The organism is Chakrabartyella piscis, from assembly GCA_030067835.1.
GTDB lineage: Bacteria > Bacillota > Clostridia > Lachnospirales > Anaerotignaceae > Chakrabartyella > Chakrabartyella piscis.
Window position 1 is genome coordinate 1,310,745 of sequence record CP092441.1, and the last position, 18,856, is coordinate 1,329,600.

Consider the following 18,856-nt stretch of genomic DNA (forward strand, 5'->3'; position numbering starts at 1 on the left):
TTGAAGGAGAAGGGAATAGTATATGTGGAAGAAACTGAAAAAACTTTTTGTTTTATATATGGCGATAATAATGGTTTCGGGAGTGTTACCCTCTCAAATAGATGCATATGCCAACGAAGCAAATTTTGTAAAGTCACAAATGGTTACATATGAAAATGATAGAAAAACATCAGAATCGAATGAAGCTATCAATTCAAACAGAAACTCGAGAGAAGTATTAATACAAGATTCGGTGAATGCAATAACAGGTGCAGAAGTAACAACAAATGCGGATGCACCAACAAATCCGGATACACCAACAGATGTGAGCGCACCAATAGATGTGGATAGTATAGAAGGAACGAGTAGTATATATCTCAACTTCCTGAAATTTTGACACTAAATAAAAACAAAACCCAATAAAGTCCAGTAAAATCGGCAAATCTATTGATTTTTCTGGGCTTTTAGTGTATACTATTCTTAGTGGGTATACTCACTAAGAAAGGAGAGCGTATGTACTTTGATTTTACAGTAGAAATACCTGAGAGCAAGGGGAAAATCACAAGGAAAAAGATAAAAGATGTAACGTACATTAATTATGAATATGACCGAATATATAAACCTGAAAAACAATATACGATTCCGAAACGAACTACAATAGGGAGACGATGCGAGGAGGATATTGAAAAAATGTATCCCAATGCAAACTATCTAAAATATTTTCCGGATAAAGAACTACCAGATAAAAAGGATCGTAGTAAAAGAAGTTGTTGTCTTCGGATAGGTTCATATTTGATGATACAGAAGATTATTAAAGACTATGAACTTGATACGATGCTAAAGCGTATCCTTGGTAAAAATGAGGATCTGTTTTTGGATTTAGTTACATACTCTATTATTGCAGAAAATAACGCAGCACAATATTATCCAGACTACGCTTATAACCATCCGCTCTTTACATCTGATATGCATATTTATAGTGATAGTAAAGTATCTGATTTTCTTAGTGAAATCACAATAAATCAAAGTGTTGGATTTCTGAATGAATGGAATGCGTCACGTAATCATAGGGAACAGATTTACATATCGTATGATTCTACTAACATGACCTGTCAGGCAGGTGATATAGATTTGGCAGAGTTTGGACATTCGAAAACGGGGGATGATAAACCGATTATTAATCATGCTATCGCCTACGATAGAACGAATAGAGAGCCTCTGTTTTGTGAGGATTATCCTGGAAGTGGAATGTCAACACTTTTTTGGACAATTTTTATAAGGTCAGTACCCGATATTCGGCTGGTGTTCTATAATCCAAAGAGCCATGCAAACGTATGTTATTGAACCAATGCACATAGTCTGCAAGTTCTAACTTCAATTGCTCCAAACTGACGAAATTTCGTCCTCGAACAAATTCTGTTTTGAATACCTTGAAATTGGCTTCTGCAACTGCATTATCATAGGGGCAGCCCTTCATGCTGAGGGATCGTTTGATCTGAAACACATCTAACATTTCATCAATGAGATAGTTTTTAAACTCGCTGCCGCGATCGGTATGGAACAGCTCGATTTCAGATAAATTCCCTTTGATTGTTGCAAAAGCATCATATACCAACTGAGCATTTTTGTGAAGTCCTGCACTAAATCCAACGATTTCTCGGTTGAATAAATCAATTAAGATACAAACATAGTTCCATTTATAGTTCACTCGAACATACGTCAAATCCCCAACAATTACTGCATTGGGAGGCTGGTTATCAAATTGACGAGCTAGTTCGTTTTTTACTGGCGACTCATTGCATTGTTGCTTTTGTGGTTTGAACTTGGCAACGGTATAGACCGAAATTAGCCCTAAACGTTTCATAATGCGGCAAATTCTGCGTCTAGAAACCTGTTTGCCCAACTTCTTCAGCTCTTTTTTCATTTTACGACTTCCGTAGACTTCTTTATTTTCATAAAAAATCCGTTCAATTTCTTGTTCTAATTCCGTATCATCTTTCTTGGACGAAGCCTCGTAATAGTAGGTACTCCTGCTGATTTCAAGGCATTTACACATGGCTGATATAGAGTATTTGTGTCGATTTGCTCGAATTACAATTACTTTCGTCCGAATATCAGCGCCGCTTGCTTTAGTATGTCATTTTCCATTCGTAGCTGTTGTAGCTCTTTACGAAGTTTGATGAGTTCAGCTTCTTCTGGTGTGCGATTATCAGCTTCTTTTGTAGAACCAGTAGCATTGTAACGCTGTATCCAGCGATTCAGTGCCGATGGTGTTAAATCGTATTCACGATTGATATCTGCTTTCGATTTTCCGTTGTTATATAATTGAACCATCTGCTGTTTAAATTCTTCTGTAAATTCTCTTCGTTGTCGTTTTTTAGTCATGTAATCATCTCCTTATTTTATATTAGTTTTATTTTACATGACCTTATCTTTTCTGTCTAGTTAAGTATAGCCATTCCAAGCTGTTTTGGCAGAGTCATAGGAGGATTAGAGAAATGGGAAGACGTAGTATATCGATAGATGAAAAGATAGAACGAGCTAAAGAACATGTATTCAAATGTAAAGATAAATATGATGAAGCACTAGCAGAGTTAGTTGCATTGCAGGAGAAGAAAAGTGATCTGCAAAAACAAGAGTTACTGGAAGCTATGGAGAATAGCACACGAAGTTACGAGGACATTTTGAAGTTTCTTGAAGGTAAATAAACATTAGGTCTGGGACGATTTTGTAAACGTCCTAGACCTATAAATGTTTTAGTGGGTAAATTTCAGGAAGTTGAGATAGATTGTTCATTTTCAATATCTCCTTTATTATTTCCACTTTCTCGCTTTAAAGTGCTGAATTGAGTATTATTAGTATAATCTATTTCTTTTGATTTTGCAACTTTTTCACGAAGATTTTCTCTATCAATATTCCTCGCAATATCACCGATTTTTAGTAACATTTCACTAGATGTTACATTCAGTGCATTTCCAAGATGGGAGAGGACTTCGGGGGTGTTAAATTCCATAACACTGTGAAAATCTTCATCTTCAAGATAGTCCATAGGATTTAATCCACATCTTGAAAGCACCATATATTGTGTGCTAACTGTAAGTGCGTCTTTAAAGTTTACTTCGATATTTAAATCATCAAGTTCCTCTAAAAAACTATCTTCTAAATCATAGGTGAGGTCGTGCAAAAATTCTCTGTAATGTTCGCCAACACTACGCTCTGCAAATTCCATTAAATTCTCTGCAAAGCCTAGTTGATCTGTTTTACCATATGTTTCAGTCATTGCTTGTAACACAGGCTCATGATAACTTTCTTGAATTTCCCAAAGATAGGGGTATCTTGCATTTTCTACTGCTCGTGTATCATTTATATCAAAAACATATTCAAGTCTTGGCTTCTGCCCTGCATTATGTTTAATGAGGGCAATGCCTTTGCTGCCACTTTTTACCCAACGATTCATTTTCCCATTCCAAAGTTCCATTGTAGCACAAGCCGTGGCATCAGGTTTTTGTGCATGAATGGAAATCTGATCATCGAAGTTATATTTATATAGTCTGCTTGCAGTAGTAAGATAGCCTTGCCAGTTTTCTATATTCCTTGTGACATCATCTTTTGTTTCAGAAAAAAGTTGTGTCATCTGCTGTAATTTATTGCTCATAGGTTTAGTTGCCTCCTTTATTTTTACTGTAAAACGCAAAAAAGCCATTACAAGGTTTTTTAGTCCTCGTAATGGCTTTTAAAGTTTATTTCATTATTTTTTTAATCTATCATACTGAACTTCTGTTTCTCCAGTAGATATATTTATTTTTTCTTTATAGAGTAGGGTATATTTAGGTTGTCGTGATGTATAATCTATGTTTGTTTCATAAAACAGTGAGCGACAAAAGTAATTATCATCTTTTTCATTACTTAAGAAAATATATGTATCACGATTATTAAGTGGTGTAGATAGTAAAAAATCAGCTTTTATAACGGAAAACGTATGTAATTTCTCGTTATATCTAAATACAATTTCGTTTGTATCAAGTAACTTTTCTAAATTACACAAAGGATCAATACGACTTTCTAATTTATCAAAAAAATCACTTTTTTGTATCTGTGCTGCTGTTATTGACTTTCCTAATATTTGATTGAAAATCTTTTTTCGGTTTCCACTTGCTATACCAACTAAATCCGTTAATTTATGCAATCCCAATAAATGATGAAAGTTAGATTCATCAAAGTCTAATACAATTTTGACAGCTTTACCTTTTCTGCCAATTACCATATTATAACGGACGTTCGTAAGTTTTTTATAATTACTTGCACACTCTAATATTTTATCCATTATTATCCTCTCTATCTAAAAAAACCGCCTTGCTTTCACAAGACGGTTTTCAGAGCATTTTCTTTCGGTTTAAACCTACATCGGTTTGAGGTTACTGCTCAACCCCTCGGAAGCTCCGTATAGCAGTGCGTACCGATACACCACTAACTTCCTCGCTTGAACAGACACACCTGTTGCCTGTTAGTACTATTATTATACTCTGAAAACAAAAATATGTCAATACTCTGAAAATTTTTTACCTTTCCACATCTTTGTTTTTTTCTTTCTGCTTATCATTTTGTTTCACTTGCTCTTTAGCTTCACGAAGTTTTGATAAAACAGATGGTCTTTTTTTAGGCAAATCAGCTTTTTTACTTTCTTCTTTTTCTGCCTTAACATCGGCTTGTGCTTGTGCAAGTTCTTCTAAAACATCATCTTTTTCTATATTGTTTATCACTCCATCTATCATATTATAGTTCTGTTCTTCTGATTTTTCAAGTGTTGCAATAGGGTTGTCAATCATGCTGTCAAAATGATCTGTCAAATCATCAAAACCATTGTAGACATCGCTTAACATTAAATGTCCTGTAATATCAACAATCACATTCGGTGCCATATCTCCATGTTCTTCATGTTCAAGCAAGAACGTCCTTGCCATCAATTTTTTCTGTATCCACCACATACCAAGAGCCAATATGCCCATCTACTTTGATATTATCGCTATCAGGTGTAAGTAGCTGTTCATTATTTTCTTTTGGAAACAGTTCAGAGAGGATATAGGTGTTATTATCAAACACAGCAGATCCAAACTCACTACGAGTGATAGAGATAATTTCATCAATGGTGGCACGATTTTCATTGATAGCAGAAGTGGCAAAATCTTTCACTTTTTCAAAAGAAACCTCGTCTACTTTCAACCATACATCGTGGCAGTAGGAGTTTAGTTTTACGACATCTTCAAAACTAAACTCACCCTCCAGTTCCTCTTGCAGATTTGCAATACTGATAGCTTTAGATAGTTCGCTTCTTGCAAATCTGTCAATTAGTAAAACATCTACAAGGCTTTTAGTATCATCTTTTGCAATGCCTACAAGTTCGGGTAAATGCGCCTTTGTGTCCACTTCGTGCATTTGCTCCACAACATTTTCAAACGGAATTTCTTTAAATCCATAGCTATCCACAAAATGATAGGTCACTTCGCCATTTTCTTTTAGGGCAACAACATCACTGACAGATAAACTATGTCCCTCAAAATCAGATGGGTGGTTGATATTAAAGGTTTCCCATAGGTAGTTTAATTTCTCGTTGTTAGATAAATCTTTAATGCTATCATTAAAACTATCCGTGTAGACATTATTGAAATTACTTTTTTCAATGTCAATGTTTTTTCGTTCTAAATGAGTAATCCCCTCAAAGCGAAAATCTCTCGTGTAATCACTGTGTTTAAGCTGATAGATGGAGTAGGAACTTGCCTCATTTTTCTCAAAAGCAAAATCCTTTAATTGTGACTGTGTATGTTCTTGCTCACAGTTGTCTTTTTCCTCCATAAACTCATCAAAATCAAGCATTGTAGCAGTTCGGTTAAGCAAATTATCTTTGCCCACGAATACTTCGCCATCTGAAATACTATTGATTGCTTCGGTAATAGAAATGGTGGTATCATCATAGACACCACCATCAGTTACTACCATATTTTTATCGTAAAAGTTATAATCCCAACCTTCGGTATGTTCTTCTATGGAGAAATATCCGTTGCCCAGTTTGTATGCTGCTTTTTCTTCTTGCATTTCTTTCGCAAGTTTTTCATTAGGGGTTAAATTTTCTATTTGCATATTGTTTTCCTACTTTCTTTTTAATTTTGGACGCAAAAAACACCCAACGACAATGAAGTCAATGGGTGTAATATGTTTACTTTTAACATGGAAATTGTTTTTTGATTTCATCGAAATTGAAAACAGGAGCAAGTTCCCCACTTATGTCAAAACTTGAATGTTCGCAACTTTGATAGCAAATTTTTTCTGGTTTGCATATTAATCTTTGTTCATATTCATGTGCTTTTTCACAAGGGTTCTCACATGGATATAGTAGCTTTTCATAATTTTCTAGCAGAGGTTTTAAATTCCAAACATCCGAATCTTCATCAATTTTACCACAAGGTAACGATAATGTTATTTTTATTGCTACTAACATCTGTTTGCGATATTCTAACATTATCAAAGAAACTTCATTGATATACGCTATTAGTTTTATTGAGTCATCAATCACATAATTCAAATTAGCAAAAGGATGCTCTGGAAATAAATTATCCATATCAGGCTTTAACTTTCCATCAATTTCTCTATGAAAAATATAAGAGTTGGTCGCCTCTAAAGAATGTGTGAATGAATTTCTTAATGTTTCCCGAACTTTTTTGTGTTCTTCTGAACTCAGGTAGGCTAATAATTCCTCAGATTTATCCGCTCCAAGTTTATCCTTATATTCTCTCATAAATTTATAAATACTAATTTTATCATTACGAGGAACGCCACATTTATAATACTCATTTAAAAGTTGTCTAAATACATCCCATAAAACAAGGTTTCTATAAACAGCATCTTCAAGATAATACGAATATGAAGTTTGATTTTCATCTTCGGTAATAGGAGAAATCATTTTTGTCGAATATCCTAAACTTTTTTCAAGAGCGTATTTTATATTTTTTATTGTACGATTAGCACGGATCAACCATTCAATACAATTTCTAAAATGAATAACTTCATCCGATATGTTTAATTGTTCAGAGCGTGATAGTCTGCATTCTTGAACCACATTAATCTCGTTAATCCTTATTGATAGATATTCTATGATTTTATCATCTGTTTCAAATGTATGTATGTCAGTTTTCATAATATACCACTCCTTTACTATCTAACATTATACTACAAAACTCATAAAAATTCCATTCTCAAACTACCCAAAATTTTATTTTTTACCAAACTCCATCTTAAAATTCACATATTTACCACCAGTATCATCAAGCAGTACCGTACAGTCATATTTCTTGCCAGTCTTTTCAGAATAGCACCCAGTCAGCTTTGTTTTACCAGTAGTTAGCAAATCCTTTGCCATCTTTTCTGTAAAGGTCTTTTTCTTTGAAGTGAAAAACTTGTTTTCTTTCCAAAGTGCAAAGACACACTCCTTAGAGGAACAAGCATATCTCTTTTTATTTTCGGTAACATCTGCACCACAGCGAGGACAAGTGCCAATCACTTTGCCTGTGCTTTCTCGTGGGAATAGAGCATCACTACCTTTCGCCATTTCGTAAGTACCTACAAGGGTTTTAACCATACCTTTAATCTCACTTAAAAACTCGTCAGGAGAAATTTCATTAAGTTCAATACACTTTAATTTTTCCTCCCATGTTGCAGTGGTAAGTGGAGAAGCAATGCTTTCAGGTAAAATAGTGATAAGGGCAGTGCCTTTATCTGTTGGTACAAGATGTTTTGTTTTTTTATCGCCTTTACGTTCAATTAACTTGATGTTTACTAGCTTTTCAAGAACTCCGGCACGAGTGGCTGGAGTTCCAATTCCACAAAATTCTTTTTCGATATCTTCATCACGCCCAGCGTTCTCCATAGCAAATAAAATAGTATCCTCGGTAAATTGTTTTGGTGGGGAGGTTTTACCGATTTTAATTTCAGATGAATTTATATCTAAAACTTCGCCCTCTGCCATCAGTGGCAAAGGGTTTTCCTCTTGCTTGTTATCGTTTTTCAAATCAAACATTTTAAAGCCTTGTTCTAAAATAGTTTTACCCTTTGTGCCGAGTTCCACATTGCCACATTTCGCTGAGATAATGGTTTCGCTATACTTGAAATTATCACCTAAAGCAGAAAGAAGTCGTAACATGATTAGCGTCAAAACTTCTTTTTCACCATGTGGTAGGTTGTTTATATCATAACCATTCAAAGTTTTTGTAGGAATAATCGCATGATGATCCGTAACCTTGCTGTTATCAATAACAGTCCTTGTATTGGTTGGTGCAGTAGTGTTTATTTGTAATTTCTCCATTGTAATTGCAACAATTTCAGTCAAACCATGCTCCATATCATCGGTTAAAAACTTGCTGTCGGTACGAGGGTAGGTGCATAACTTCTTTTCATAAAGGCTCTGTGTGTATTCTAGTGTTTGATTAGCTGTAAAACCAAGTTTTCGATTGGCTTCACGCTGTAAGGTGGTAAGGTCATATAGTTTTGGTGGCTTTTCTGATTTGGAATGGCTATACTTAACTAGACAGAAAAGATAAGGTCATGTAAAATAAAACTAATATAAAATAAGGAGATGATTACATGACTAAAAAACGACAACGAAGAGAATTTACAGAAGAATTTAAACAGCAGATGGTTCAATTATATAACAACGGAAAATCGAAAGCAGATATCAATCGTGAATACGATTTAACACCATCGGCACTGAATCGCTGGATACAGCGTTACAATGCTACTGGTTCTACAAAAGAAGCTGATAATCGCACACCAGAAGAAGCTGAACTCATCAAACTTCGTAAAGAGCTACAACAGCTACGAATGGAAAATGACATACTAAAGCAAGCGGCGCTGATATTCGGACGAAAGTAATTGTAATTCGAGCAAATCGACACAAATACTCTATATCAGCCATGTGTAAATGCCTTGAAATCAGCAGGAGTACCTACTATTACGAGGCTTCGTCCAAGAAAGATGATACGGAATTAGAACAAGAAATTGAACGGATTTTTTATGAAAATAAAGAAGTCTACGGAAGTCGTAAAATGAAAAAAGAGCTGAAGAAGTTGGGCAAACAGGTTTCTAGACGCAGAATTTGCCGCATTATGAAACGTTTAGGGCTAATTTCGGTCTATACCGTTGCCAAGTTCAAACCACAAAAGCAACAATGCAATGAGTCGCCAGTAAAAAACGAACTAGCTCGTCAATTTGATAACCAGCCTCCCAATGCAGTAATTGTTGGGGATTTGACGTATGTTCGAGTGAACTATAAATGGAACTATGTTTGTATCTTAATTGATTTATTCAACCGAGAAATCGTTGGATTTAGTGCAGGACTTCACAAAAATGCTCAGTTGGTATATGATGCTTTTGCAACAATCAAAGGGAATTTATCTGAAATCGAGCTGTTCCATACCGATCGCGGCAGCGAGTTTAAAAACTATCTCATTGATGAAATGTTAGATGTGTTTCAGATCAAACGATCCCTCAGCATGAAGGGCTGCCCCTATGATAATGCAGTTGCAGAAGCCAATTTCAAGGTATTCAAAACAGAATTTGTTCGAGGACGAAATTTCGTCAGTTTGGAGCAATTGAAGTTAGAACTTGCAGACTATGTGCATTGGTTCAATAACATACGTTTGCATGGCTCTTTGGATTATAGAACACCAGCCGAATATCGGGTACTGACCTTATAAAAATTGTCCAAAAAAGTGTTGACATTCCATTTTTCCTTGTTTTCTATTTCTGTAATGATAATAGGCTGATTTTCACAAGCCTTTAGCAGTTCATCAGCTTGTGTTTTATCCTTAAACTTTGCAGAAGTAAATGCAACATTGTTTGCAGTTAGCACCACATTGTAAAAAGGCTCGGATTTAAACGCATTTATTTCAGCGTTTCTTTGCACAATCATAGCAAGAGTGGGTGACATGACTCTGCCAACATTTAGTTGCTGATTATATAGGCAAGAAAAAAGCCTTGTGCCATTGATACCAACTAGCCAATCTGCTTGTTGTCGTAACGTAGCTGCTTTATAAAGTAATTCAAAATCATTGCCATCTTTTAAATTATCAAAACCTTGCTTAATTGCACTATCTTCCATAGATGAGATCCAAAGTCTTTTCATAGGTTTCGTAGACTTTGAAAGATTATATACTAATCTGAATATAAGTTCACCCTCACGCCCAGCATCACAAGCATTGACTACATACTCTACATCCTTTCGATTAAGCAGTGAGGACAACACTTTTAGTTGTTTTTCCTTGCCTTTTGATACGGTGTATTTAAACTCAATGGGCATAATAGGTAAATCGTCCAATGCCCATTTTTGATACTTCTCATTGTAACATTCAGTAGGTGCAAGACCTACCAAATGCCCAACACACCAAGAGATAATATATCCATTGCCCTCAGTGTATCCGTCTTTTTTAGCAGTAGCACCAAGTACCTTGCCAATACTCATTGCCACGGATGGTTTTTCTGCAATTACTAAAATCAATTAGACCACCTCCGTATCGTTATCATTATGATAATTATTGTCGTTTTCATCTTCATTTTCTGTTTCATCTCCAAAAGCATCAACTACTTGAAAGGCATTATCATCATCGTCTTCCTCAAAGTCTATGTTGCTTGGAGTAATAGGTTTTCCGTTTTTACCTCGCATAAAGAAGAAGTAGTAAGCACCACCTAAACCACAAAGTCCAAGAACTAATGTAATAATAAGTACCATATTGTTTTTAGGTTTTTCTTCTTCCACTGGCTTTGTATCGGTATTTTCTTCAGGTGGCTCAGGCTCTACTGTTTCAGGTGGAGAAGTAGGGGTTAATGGAACAGTTTCGCCATTGGCAAGTGCTACAAGGTCGGCTTCATCAACCATATTTAGCAAATATACATTTTCACTATCCTTTGTTCTATCAATCACAACATAAAAATAGTTACCGTTTTTAGACTGTGCAATAATAAATTGCTTGTGTTCTTCGTCGGTTACAATGACATCATCAACCATGCTTAAATTACCGTCAGGGGTGAGTGGTACATCTTCATTTTTTTCTTCGATAATTGGAACAACAACTTCTTTAGATGTTGTTTCTGTGTTATCTCCACCGCTTGCAAATGCCACCACGGAAGATGACATTAAAAGAGTGGTAGCCATTAAAGTTGTTACAATAAATTTAGTCAGTTTCATTCGTTTCTACCTCCATTGTCATGGGAATTACATCACCATGTTGTTTATTTAGATTTTCAAGCAAACCTTGTAAATCACTTAGTGAAGTATTATTTTTCTTCAACATATCAATCATCTCCAAGTGTTCAAGGTCTTTACGTTCTTTGTATAGTGATTTTATCTTATTATCAATTTGTAAGCGTTTTTGCTCATATTTTTCAATTTCAGCATTTACCTTATTCAGTTTTGCACTCATAATTTCCTCCGTTTTAATTCATCAGTCCATATCCCATAATGACAGAACTATTTAAGTCATAATCACGCACTTTACAAGCATCGCCACTGTTACCCTCAACAGTGTAAACTCTAGTTCCATCAGTACCGATAACAATGCCTACATGGTCGGAACTTCCATCGCCCTCCCAGTCAAAGAAAATGGCATCTCCTGCGGCGATATGTTCGTATCCACGACTTGCCCATCTACCCATAGATGAATAGTATGGGATACCTTGGCTTTGACAAGCTGCAAATTTAGGTTCGCTGTATCCAACTTGATTAAATGCCCAAGACACAAAGGTCGCACACCATTCCACACGATAATCAAAACCATACCAAGACCAATAAGGCTGTCCACCCACGTTGCCAACTTGCGATATTGCAATATCTACAATGGCTTGATTACCAGCTCGTTCCCCATCTACAAATGGAATGTCAACACTTTTTTGGACAATTTTTATAAGGTCAGTACCCGATATTCGGCTGGTGTTCTATAATCCAAAGAGCCATGCAAACGTATGTTATTGAACCAATGCACATAGTCTGCAAGTTCTAACTTCAATTGCTCCAAACTGACGAAATTTCGTCCTCGAACAAATTCTGTTTTGAATACCTTGAAATTGGCTTCTGCAACTGCATTATCATAGGGGCAGCCCTTCATGCTGAGGGATCGTTTGATCTGAAACACATCTAACATTTCATCAATGAGATAGTTTTTAAACTCGCTGCCGCGATCGGTATGGAACAGCTCGATTTCAGATAAATTCCCTTTGATTGTTGCAAAAGCATCATATACCAACTGAGCATTTTTGTGAAGTCCTGCACTAAATCCAACGATTTCTCGGTTGAATAAATCAATTAAGATACAAACATAGTTCCATTTATAGTTCACTCGAACATACGTCAAATCCCCAACAATTACTGCATTGGGAGGCTGGTTATCAAATTGACGAGCTAGTTCGTTTTTTACTGGCGACTCATTGCATTGTTGCTTTTGTGGTTTGAACTTGGCAACGGTATAGACCGAAATTAGCCCTAAACGTTTCATAATGCGGCAAATTCTGCGTCTAGAAACCTGTTTGCCCAACTTCTTCAGCTCTTTTTTCATTTTACGACTTCCGTAGACTTCTTTATTTTCATAAAAAATCCGTTCAATTTCTTGTTCTAATTCCGTATCATCTTTCTTGGACGAAGCCTCGTAATAGTAGGTACTCCTGCTGATTTCAAGGCATTTACACATGGCTGATATAGAGTATTTGTGTCGATTTGCTCGAATTACAATTACTTTCGTCCGAATATCAGCGCCGCTTGCTTTAGTATGTCATTTTCCATTCGTAGCTGTTGTAGCTCTTTACGAAGTTTGATGAGTTCAGCTTCTTCTGGTGTGCGATTATCAGCTTCTTTTGTAGAACCAGTAGCATTGTAACGCTGTATCCAGCGATTCAGTGCCGATGGTGTTAAATCGTATTCACGATTGATATCTGCTTTCGATTTTCCGTTGTTATATAATTGAACCATCTGCTGTTTAAATTCTTCTGTAAATTCTCTTCGTTGTCGTTTTTTAGTCATGTAATCATCTCCTTATTTTATATTAGTTTTATTTTACATGACCTTATCTTTTCTGTCTAGTTAAGTATAGCCATTCCAGTATCTTCGCCGAAAAGTTCATCATAAGATGTCATTTTGATTTTACTAGCACTTGATTTCATCGTGACACCTCCTCGTGTTCGGATTCAAAGTAGTCACTTAACTCATCAGCTCTATCAAGCATAATTTCTAAGCGTTCAATCAGTGGAATATATGGATTTTTCTTTTCAACAAACTTTTTCCATTTTTCGTTATATACCAGTTGCTCTATTTCATAAGCTACATCTTCATTTCTTCTTATTGCTATGCCTATGCTATCAAGGTCTATATCTTCATCACCGAAAATTTGATACTTTCCATCTATCAATACAATGTTGGATATATACCTATGTTCGTCACCATCTTTATCGTTTTTATAATACTCAATAATATCACCAACTTCATAAGGCATAATGAGCATACCTTTTTTCCATTTGCCTTTGATTTCACTTGCCCATTTAGGAGTATCATAAATATCAGAAAGTATTTCAGTAATAGAATAACCACACTGTGGCTCTAGCTTTCCATCAGCATTTCTGACAATACCATCTAAAATGTTTGCAACATCTCTATCTGCATATTCCTCATATTTACTAATATTTTCAAAAAGATGCTGTGGATTATTAAAAATAACATAGTTGTATCCCAGTGGAGTAAGTGACATTGATAATCGCTTTGAAAGATTTTTTACTCTGCTACATATAATTTGCAATTCTTTGTTATCCATAAAGCACCTCCGATACCATGTTTTCGTAGGCAACAGCTACTTTGCCAGTAGGTGCGTGAGCATAAATGCTTTTGCCCTCAGCACTAATCTCAGAAGCTCTAACCGACAATGGCACAATACTTTCAAAGATATGCAACTTGTCCTTATAGGTGGTTTGCAATAGACTGATGATGTCTTTTGTATAGTTGGTACGCATATCAGCCATAGTGATTAGAATACCACCGATTTCAAGTTTAGGGTTAATCTGTCTGCGTACTTTACCGATGGTCTTAAAAAGTTGCTCCATGCCTTTTACCGATAGGAATTGTGGCTGCACTGGAATAATTAGTTTGTCAGCACACGCAAGGGCATTGATTGTTACCATACCGAGCGATGGGGAGCAGTCCAGTATGCAATAATCATATTTATCTGCTACTAATTTTAAATATTCTTTGAGAACACTTTCTCGACTCATTGTATTTATAAGGGTAACTTCAAGTCCTGATAGTTCTATATTAGCAGGGATAAGGTCAATGTTTTCTTCGTGATGTAAAATTCCCTCGAAAGTGTCTATTTCTTCATCTTCAATGACTTTTTCAAGCAGTGAAGATATTGTAACAGGGATTTTATCTTGTTCTGTAAAACCTAAACTTACAGTAAATGATCCTTGTGGGTCAAGGTCTATTCCAAGAACTTTTTTGCCTTGTCTTGCAAGTCCTATTGCAAGATTTACCGAAGTAACAGTTTTACCAACACCACCTTTTTGATTTACAATAGCGATTATTTTCATAGCAATTACCCCCTTATCCTTACTGTCATACCACTTTTCAGTGGAGGATTGCCATAGCAAGTGATGTAGTATCTATCACTATATTCAACGCTTGCCCACACCCATTCGTGTTCTCCATCATCATCTATCAAGCATTCAATGCCACTGCCACAAGTGTATTCGTGACCGCTTACAGTTTCAAATCTGCCATTGCTATTTTTATGAAGGGTAGTGGTTTGACAAATAGGTCTATTTAGATAGTTAATGCGATGAACCATATCGTCAATTTTTTCTATGATGCTATTTAATTCATGAGCATAAAATACTTGTTCAGCATTATCGTAATCCACCTCAAGGTGGCTCATATCTCCATATTCTTCAAAACCTGTTTGCTTCGCAATTTTCTTAAAATCATAACTTACAGCCTTTAAGTCTTTAAGTGCCTTTTGAATTGTAATCATAAGTAATATACCTCCGTAATTGAATTTTTAAAGTGTAGTTCGTGTATAGCGATTTACCTCCAAAACAGCTATTTTGATATTATTTTTTAGTGCTAATGACACATTAGCTATTTTTCGAGCAAACAATTTCGCTCATTTTTGTCTTAATATTTGTTGGAAAAAGAATAAGACAAACCCTCAAAACCCTTTATATATCAAGGTTTTTCCGATTTGTCTTAATTATACTGTATTCGCATTCGCACTGCTCCCTTTTAATCAATATGGGATTTTCAGCAGTGGCAATCGCAGATAGATTGGGGCACGAAAGCATAGACATTACATATCGATATGCACATTTGTTCCCAACCAAACAGGGAGAAATCGCAGACAAACTGTCAATAGAAAGAGGGTTTTAATATGAGTCAAAAAGCAGTAGACCAGAAAAATAGATGGCGGAGTAAGACTGTTGCATTCAGAGTTTCGCCAGAAGAATGGGAGAAAATCGAAAGACTTGTAAAGCTGAGTGGCATGAGCAAACAAGGGTATATCATGCATCGGTTACAAAATACGGAGATGACAATACAGGCGAGTCCAAGGGTTGTGAAGGCACTGAAGTTAGAATTAAAATGTATTGCTGCACAGCTTGATAATTTAGAATTTAAAGAGGCTTTTGGGGGAGTAGAAAAAATAGAATATTTAGTGAAGAGTATAAAAACATGGTAAGTGTCTAATCGGACACTTACCATTTATCTACATGAAATTGTGTTTGAAAACTGAGAGTTTCGGATGCATTTGTTTTAAGATGTCGGATATTCTTCTTATCTGCAATGGAACGACCAACAAAAGTACAATCGGGAAGAGAACTCCAAGGTTCTATACAAACATAATTGGTATCTTGCGGTTTGTCGGCGGTCCAAAGGGTTACAATGGGAAAATCAGAAAACTCCATAGAAATGCGAATTTTTCCCTTGCCATCTTTCAATGCAACATATTTAGAGTCCAAATGGTCTAAAATGATGCAATCCAAATCAAATGTATTTGGTTTTACAGAAAGCGCATGGTTTTTTAAAGGAAGCTGCTTTTTACTGGGGAGCAGCAACAAGTCTTCGTTCATTTCATAAGGATACACGTCATCCAAATCGTTAAAATAGAAATGGCAATCGTCCATAGTTTCGTCATAAGAAAAACATAAATTGTATGCGTCGTGACCACCCAATTCATAATACATATCCCCGTCTGTATGGTTTGTAATGCAATGTGTTTTACATAATTTTGTGCCATCTAGGGTATAAGTGACCTCTAGGCAAAAGGAAAAAGGGTATATTTTCAGAGTGTGTTCATCGTGTGTGAGAGTAAAGGTGATGCTATTTTCTGTATGGTGTGTAATGGAAAAGTTGGCATCACGAGCAAATCCGTGTTTGGGCATATCATAGGTTACACCTTTGTATGTGTAGCTGTTGTTTTGCAAACGTCCTATGAAAGGAAATAAAAGGGGTGCTTGTCCTGCCCAGATTTGGGGGTTTCCTTGCCAAAGCCATTCACGACCATTTTTATCTAAAATGGAGCGGAGTTCGGCACCTTTGTCAGAAATTTGAATGGTAAGCACTTCATTTTTTATGGTATACATGGTGTTCCTCCTGTTATTTGGCAAGTGATTGTCCGATGGAAATACACTGCAACAAACGATACACAGCAGAATAACAAAGTGTAGGCGCTGTGGCGATGGCTTCGTCTATGTCCATCAATTTATCGGTTGTGGTTATAATGCCATTGATGCCATGTTGATACATATCTTCGTATCCTTTTCCCAAGCCACCAACAATGGCAACACAAGGGATATTTGCTTTTTTGCAAGCGGCGCCAACGCCAAATGCAACCTTGCCAAAAGCCGATTGGTAATCCATTCTGCCTTCCCCTGTAATCACAAGGTCTGCACCCATAAGGTGTGTTTGGAATTGCAAAATATCCAATATGGTTTCCACTCCAGACTGTATTTTTGCATTTGTGAATGCCATGAGTCCTGCGCCAAGACCGCCAGCGGCACCAGCTCCAGAAAGTTTTGCAATGGAGATACCCAGTTTCTGCTCAACCACTCCAATGAAATGCGCCATACCTTCTTCCAAAGTATTCAAATCTTCAGAAGTTGCCCCTTTTTGGGTGCCATATACATAAGTTGCCCCATTTTCGCCAAGAAGTGGATTTTGCACATCGCTCATAATGATGAAATTGACCTCTTTCAGTTTTGGGTGCAAACCAGTCACATCAAAATCTTGAATTTCCATAAAATTTGCAGGGAATGGAGCCACTTCCTGTTGTTGTGCATCTAAAAATTTCACACCCAAAGCAGACAAACATCCCAAACCACAGTCATTTGTTCCACTACCACCAATACCCATATAAATGGTGGTTGCACCTTTTTCCATAGCGGATACAATCACCTGTCCAGTGCCATAAGTATTGGAATGGAAAATATCACGTTGGTGGGAAGGGATGAGAGGCAATCCAGAAGCACTTGCCATCTCCATAATGGCGTTGTTGGATCGGAAGATGCCAAATTGGCTGGTGATGGTTTCGCCAAGTGGATTTTTCACCAAAACAGATATACGTTCCCCGTGGAAGGCATCCAATATGCTTTCCACAGTTCCTTCGCCACCATCTGCCATGGGCAAGCTGATGATTTCGGCATTTGGGAAAATATCCAAAATGGCTTTTCGAGCAATGGTACAAATTTCATTTGCAGACAAAGAACCTTTGAAGGAATCTGGTGCCAATAGGATTTTCATGGGAGTGCTCCTTTCGTAACAATTTGTATGATTGCATTTGATTTATGCAACAGTGGTCAACAATGCAGTTCCTTTTCCAGATAGGGCGAAGGAACGATTTTGTGTTTCGCCGATTTTTTTTGCAGGCAAGAAGAAGCTATCCCCTTTTTTGTAGGACAAAGTTTCTTCTTCTGTAGAAATGGTGCCATTGCCATCCAAAACCAATACATGGACGAAGGTATCGCTGGTGATTTCTTGTGTGTATGGTTTTTCGATATGGATTTGGTCAACGGTGAAATAATCACATTGTGACAAATGGTTTTGAGTACAGTTTGGTTGCATGGTGGGTTTCAAATTGGTCACATCCACTGCTTTTTCAATGTGCAATTCTCTTGTATTGCCAGCAGAATCACGCCTATCGTAATCATATACACGATAGGTGACATTGGAATTTTGTTGGATTTCTGCAATGACAATGCCTTTGCAAATGGCGTGGATGGTGCCAGCTTCGATGAAGAAAACATCTCCTTTTTTCACAGGTACTTTATTGAGCACTTCCAACAACGTGTTGTTTTGAATGCGTTCTTGAAACTCATCTTTGCCGATTTCTTTGGCAAGACCAAAATAGATATAGGAATCTTTTTCGCAATCCACAATATACCAAACTTCTGTTTTGCCATATTGGTTTTCGTATTTTAGAGCATAGTCATCATCTGGATGCACTTGGATGGAAAGATTGTCCTCTGCATCAATGAGTTTGATTAAGATGGGAAAATCATTGAATTTTTCGCAGTTGGTTCCCAGAACCTCCTGTTTGTTTTTTGTAATATATTCACGGAAGCTATTACCTTTTAATTCGCCGTTATCAATGATGCTGGAACCGTCAGGATGTGTGGATAGCTCCCATGTTTCTGCCAATACAGAGCCAGCAGTTTCTTTATGGAATTTGGAAACTAGGTTTTTGCCACCCCAAATATAATCTTTGCACGCTGGTTTGAGTTTCAATAGATTCATAACAAAACCTCCTTAATCGTTTATAAAATGAGTTTTGAAAAGCAATGATTACTCTTTTTATAACACGAAACATAA

The 18,856-nt window shown here is 36.5% G+C and carries 18 protein-coding genes and 7 pseudogenes; 6 read left to right on the forward strand and 19 right to left on the reverse strand.

Annotation, left to right across the window (positions count from 1 at the left end; translation table 11 throughout):
* The first annotated feature begins 22 nt into the window (after positions 1–22).
* On the forward strand, positions 23–376 hold the full coding sequence (locus MJY40_RS05860) for a hypothetical protein (protein WP_317856073.1): 354 nt from the start codon (positions 23–25) through the stop codon (positions 374–376).
* A 116-nt stretch (positions 377–492) separates the two neighbouring features.
* Positions 493–1,224, forward strand: a pseudogene (locus MJY40_RS05865) (IS1634 family transposase); the annotation flags it as partial.
* 28 nt (positions 1,225–1,252) lie between these two features.
* Here MJY40_RS05865 and MJY40_RS05870 read toward each other — a convergent pair.
* Positions 1,253–2,364 (reverse strand): IS3 family transposase gene (locus tag MJY40_RS05870; protein ID WP_317853734.1). Its coding sequence is split into 2 segments (ribosomal slippage): positions 1,253–2,112 and positions 2,112–2,364, totalling 1,113 coding nucleotides; the frame shifts between segments, so codons are not numbered across the junction.
* Between the two features lie 113 nt (positions 2,365–2,477).
* Between MJY40_RS05870 and MJY40_RS05875 the strand changes: the two genes are divergently transcribed.
* Positions 2,478–2,687 (forward strand): ErpK protein, encoded by a 210-nt coding sequence (locus MJY40_RS05875; RefSeq protein ID WP_317853736.1) that lies wholly within the window; start codon positions 2,478–2,480, stop codon positions 2,685–2,687.
* 62 nt (positions 2,688–2,749) lie between these two features.
* On the opposite strand, the gene MJY40_RS05880 is transcribed toward MJY40_RS05875, so the two are convergent.
* The 7 genes and pseudogenes from MJY40_RS05880 to MJY40_RS05905 all read right to left on the reverse strand — a co-directional run.
* The gene (locus MJY40_RS05880; RefSeq protein ID WP_317856074.1) at positions 2,750–3,634 is read right to left on the reverse strand and encodes a hypothetical protein; all 885 of its coding nucleotides are present in this window, start codon (positions 3,632–3,634) and stop codon (positions 2,750–2,752) included.
* A gap of 93 nt (positions 3,635–3,727) precedes the next feature.
* Positions 3,728–4,303 carry a PBECR4 domain-containing protein gene (locus MJY40_RS05885; protein WP_317856075.1) on the reverse strand — a complete coding sequence of 192 codons (576 nt, stop codon included), beginning with the start codon at positions 4,301–4,303 and terminating at the stop codon, positions 3,728–3,730.
* Between the two features lie 235 nt (positions 4,304–4,538).
* Complete coding sequence (locus MJY40_RS05890; protein ID WP_317856076.1) at positions 4,539–4,898, reverse strand: DUF4316 domain-containing protein; 360 nt, start codon at positions 4,896–4,898, stop codon at positions 4,539–4,541.
* Between the two features lie 535 nt (positions 4,899–5,433).
* Positions 5,434–5,850: pseudogene (locus MJY40_RS15635) on the reverse strand (YodL domain-containing protein); the annotation flags it as partial.
* Positions 5,851–5,895: 45 nt separating this feature from the next.
* Positions 5,896–6,114 (reverse strand): annotated as a pseudogene (locus MJY40_RS15640) (LPD16 domain-containing protein); the annotation flags it as partial.
* A gap of 82 nt (positions 6,115–6,196) precedes the next feature.
* Positions 6,197–7,168, reverse strand: coding sequence for a Cthe_2314 family HEPN domain-containing protein (locus MJY40_RS05900; RefSeq protein ID WP_317856078.1), 972 nt, complete (start codon positions 7,166–7,168; stop codon positions 6,197–6,199).
* A gap of 75 nt (positions 7,169–7,243) precedes the next feature.
* Positions 7,244–8,476: pseudogene (locus tag MJY40_RS05905) on the reverse strand (DNA topoisomerase); the annotation flags it as partial.
* Between the two features lie 134 nt (positions 8,477–8,610).
* Between MJY40_RS05905 and MJY40_RS05910 the strand changes: the two are divergent.
* A protein-coding gene (locus MJY40_RS05910) for an IS3 family transposase (RefSeq protein WP_317853734.1) occupies positions 8,611–9,722 on the forward strand; the annotation gives its coding sequence in 2 pieces (ribosomal slippage) (positions 8,611–8,863 and positions 8,863–9,722; 1,113 coding nt in all).
* 77 nt (positions 9,723–9,799) lie between these two features.
* On the opposite strand, the pseudogene MJY40_RS05915 reads toward MJY40_RS05910, so the two are convergent.
* The 8 genes and pseudogenes from MJY40_RS05915 to MJY40_RS05950 all read right to left on the reverse strand — a co-directional run.
* Positions 9,800–10,486, reverse strand: a pseudogene (locus MJY40_RS05915) (DNA topoisomerase); the annotation flags it as partial.
* A gap of 36 nt (positions 10,487–10,522) precedes the next feature.
* Positions 10,523–11,209 (reverse strand): CD1107 family mobile element protein, encoded by a 687-nt coding sequence (locus MJY40_RS05920; protein WP_317856080.1) that lies wholly within the window; start codon positions 11,207–11,209, stop codon positions 10,523–10,525.
* Complete coding sequence (locus MJY40_RS05925) at positions 11,196–11,444, reverse strand: DUF4315 family protein (RefSeq protein ID WP_317856081.1); 249 nt, start codon at positions 11,442–11,444, stop codon at positions 11,196–11,198. Before MJY40_RS05925 ends, MJY40_RS05920 begins: the two co-directional genes overlap by 14 nt.
* A gap of 13 nt (positions 11,445–11,457) precedes the next feature.
* A pseudogene (locus MJY40_RS05930) lies at positions 11,458–11,886 on the reverse strand (CHAP domain-containing protein); the annotation flags it as partial.
* Between the two features lie 35 nt (positions 11,887–11,921).
* Positions 11,922–13,033, reverse strand: a protein-coding gene (locus MJY40_RS05935; protein WP_317853734.1) for an IS3 family transposase whose coding sequence is annotated in 2 segments (ribosomal slippage) — positions 11,922–12,781 and positions 12,781–13,033 — 1,113 coding nt in all. Because the reading frame shifts where the segments join, the coding sequence is not laid out codon by codon here.
* A 136-nt stretch (positions 13,034–13,169) separates the two neighbouring features.
* On the reverse strand, positions 13,170–13,817 hold the full coding sequence (locus MJY40_RS05940; protein WP_317856082.1) for a hypothetical protein: 648 nt from the start codon (positions 13,815–13,817) through the stop codon (positions 13,170–13,172).
* The gene (locus tag MJY40_RS05945) at positions 13,810–14,586 is read right to left on the reverse strand and encodes a ParA family protein (protein WP_317856083.1); all 777 of its coding nucleotides are present in this window, start codon (positions 14,584–14,586) and stop codon (positions 13,810–13,812) included. The genes MJY40_RS05940 and MJY40_RS05945 overlap by 8 nt, the downstream gene beginning before the upstream one ends.
* Before the next feature lie 5 nt (positions 14,587–14,591).
* On the reverse strand, positions 14,592–15,026 hold the full coding sequence (locus MJY40_RS05950; protein ID WP_317856084.1) for a DUF5348 domain-containing protein: 435 nt from the start codon (positions 15,024–15,026) through the stop codon (positions 14,592–14,594).
* 233 nt (positions 15,027–15,259) lie between these two features.
* Between MJY40_RS05950 and MJY40_RS05955 the strand changes: the two are divergent.
* Both MJY40_RS05955 and MJY40_RS05960 read left to right on the forward strand, forming a co-directional pair.
* Positions 15,260–15,421, forward strand: a pseudogene (locus tag MJY40_RS05955) (site-specific integrase); the annotation flags it as partial.
* Between the two features lies 1 nt (position 15,422).
* Entirely contained in the window at positions 15,423–15,728 is a 306-nt protein-coding gene (locus MJY40_RS05960) for a plasmid mobilization protein (protein ID WP_317856085.1), read from the forward strand.
* Between the two features lie 16 nt (positions 15,729–15,744).
* Here the strand turns inward: MJY40_RS05960 and MJY40_RS05965 are convergent, their stop codons facing one another.
* The 3 genes from MJY40_RS05965 to MJY40_RS05975 are packed head-to-tail and all read right to left on the reverse strand — an operon-like array spanning position 15,745 to position 18,781.
* The gene (locus MJY40_RS05965) at positions 15,745–16,632 is read right to left on the reverse strand and encodes an aldose 1-epimerase family protein (protein ID WP_317856086.1); all 888 of its coding nucleotides are present in this window, start codon (positions 16,630–16,632) and stop codon (positions 15,745–15,747) included.
* A gap of 13 nt (positions 16,633–16,645) precedes the next feature.
* Positions 16,646–17,788, reverse strand: coding sequence for a glycerate kinase family protein (locus tag MJY40_RS05970; RefSeq protein WP_317856087.1), 1,143 nt, complete (start codon positions 17,786–17,788; stop codon positions 16,646–16,648).
* Between the two features lie 42 nt (positions 17,789–17,830).
* Positions 17,831–18,781 carry a type I phosphomannose isomerase catalytic subunit gene (locus tag MJY40_RS05975; RefSeq protein ID WP_317856088.1) on the reverse strand — a complete coding sequence of 317 codons (951 nt, stop codon included), beginning with the start codon at positions 18,779–18,781 and terminating at the stop codon, positions 17,831–17,833.
* Positions 18,782–18,856 lie beyond the last annotated feature (75 nt).

What these genes read in the sequence shown, in the direction of transcription:
- MJY40_RS05875 (WP_317853736.1), top strand. Translation starts at nt 2,478, where the DNA reads ATGGGAAGACGTAGTATATCGATAGATGAAAAGATAGAACGAGCTAAA.
- MJY40_RS05975 (WP_317856088.1), bottom strand. Translation starts at nt 18,781, where the DNA reads ATGAATCTATTGAAACTCAAACCAGCGTGCAAAGATTATATTTGGGGT.
- MJY40_RS05950 (WP_317856084.1), bottom strand. Translation starts at nt 15,026, where the DNA reads ATGATTACAATTCAAAAGGCACTTAAAGACTTAAAGGCTGTAAGTTAT.
- MJY40_RS05860 (WP_317856073.1), top strand. Translation starts at nt 23, where the DNA reads ATGTGGAAGAAACTGAAAAAACTTTTTGTTTTATATATGGCGATAATA.
- MJY40_RS05965 (WP_317856086.1), bottom strand. Translation starts at nt 16,632, where the DNA reads ATGTATACCATAAAAAATGAAGTGCTTACCATTCAAATTTCTGACAAA.
- MJY40_RS05900 (WP_317856078.1), bottom strand. Translation starts at nt 7,168, where the DNA reads ATGAAAACTGACATACATACATTTGAAACAGATGATAAAATCATAGAA.
- MJY40_RS05885 (WP_317856075.1), bottom strand. Translation starts at nt 4,303, where the DNA reads ATGGATAAAATATTAGAGTGTGCAAGTAATTATAAAAAACTTACGAAC.
- MJY40_RS05890 (WP_317856076.1), bottom strand. Translation starts at nt 4,898, where the DNA reads ATGGCACCGAATGTGATTGTTGATATTACAGGACATTTAATGTTAAGC.
- MJY40_RS05945 (WP_317856083.1), bottom strand. Translation starts at nt 14,586, where the DNA reads ATGAAAATAATCGCTATTGTAAATCAAAAAGGTGGTGTTGGTAAAACT.
- MJY40_RS05940 (WP_317856082.1), bottom strand. Translation starts at nt 13,817, where the DNA reads ATGGATAACAAAGAATTGCAAATTATATGTAGCAGAGTAAAAAATCTT.
- MJY40_RS05970 (WP_317856087.1), bottom strand. Translation starts at nt 17,788, where the DNA reads ATGAAAATCCTATTGGCACCAGATTCCTTCAAAGGTTCTTTGTCTGCA.
- MJY40_RS05880 (WP_317856074.1), bottom strand. Translation starts at nt 3,634, where the DNA reads ATGAGCAATAAATTACAGCAGATGACACAACTTTTTTCTGAAACAAAA.
- MJY40_RS05925 (WP_317856081.1), bottom strand. Translation starts at nt 11,444, where the DNA reads ATGAGTGCAAAACTGAATAAGGTAAATGCTGAAATTGAAAAATATGAG.
- MJY40_RS05960 (WP_317856085.1), top strand. Translation starts at nt 15,423, where the DNA reads ATGAGTCAAAAAGCAGTAGACCAGAAAAATAGATGGCGGAGTAAGACT.
- MJY40_RS05920 (WP_317856080.1), bottom strand. Translation starts at nt 11,209, where the DNA reads ATGAAACTGACTAAATTTATTGTAACAACTTTAATGGCTACCACTCTT.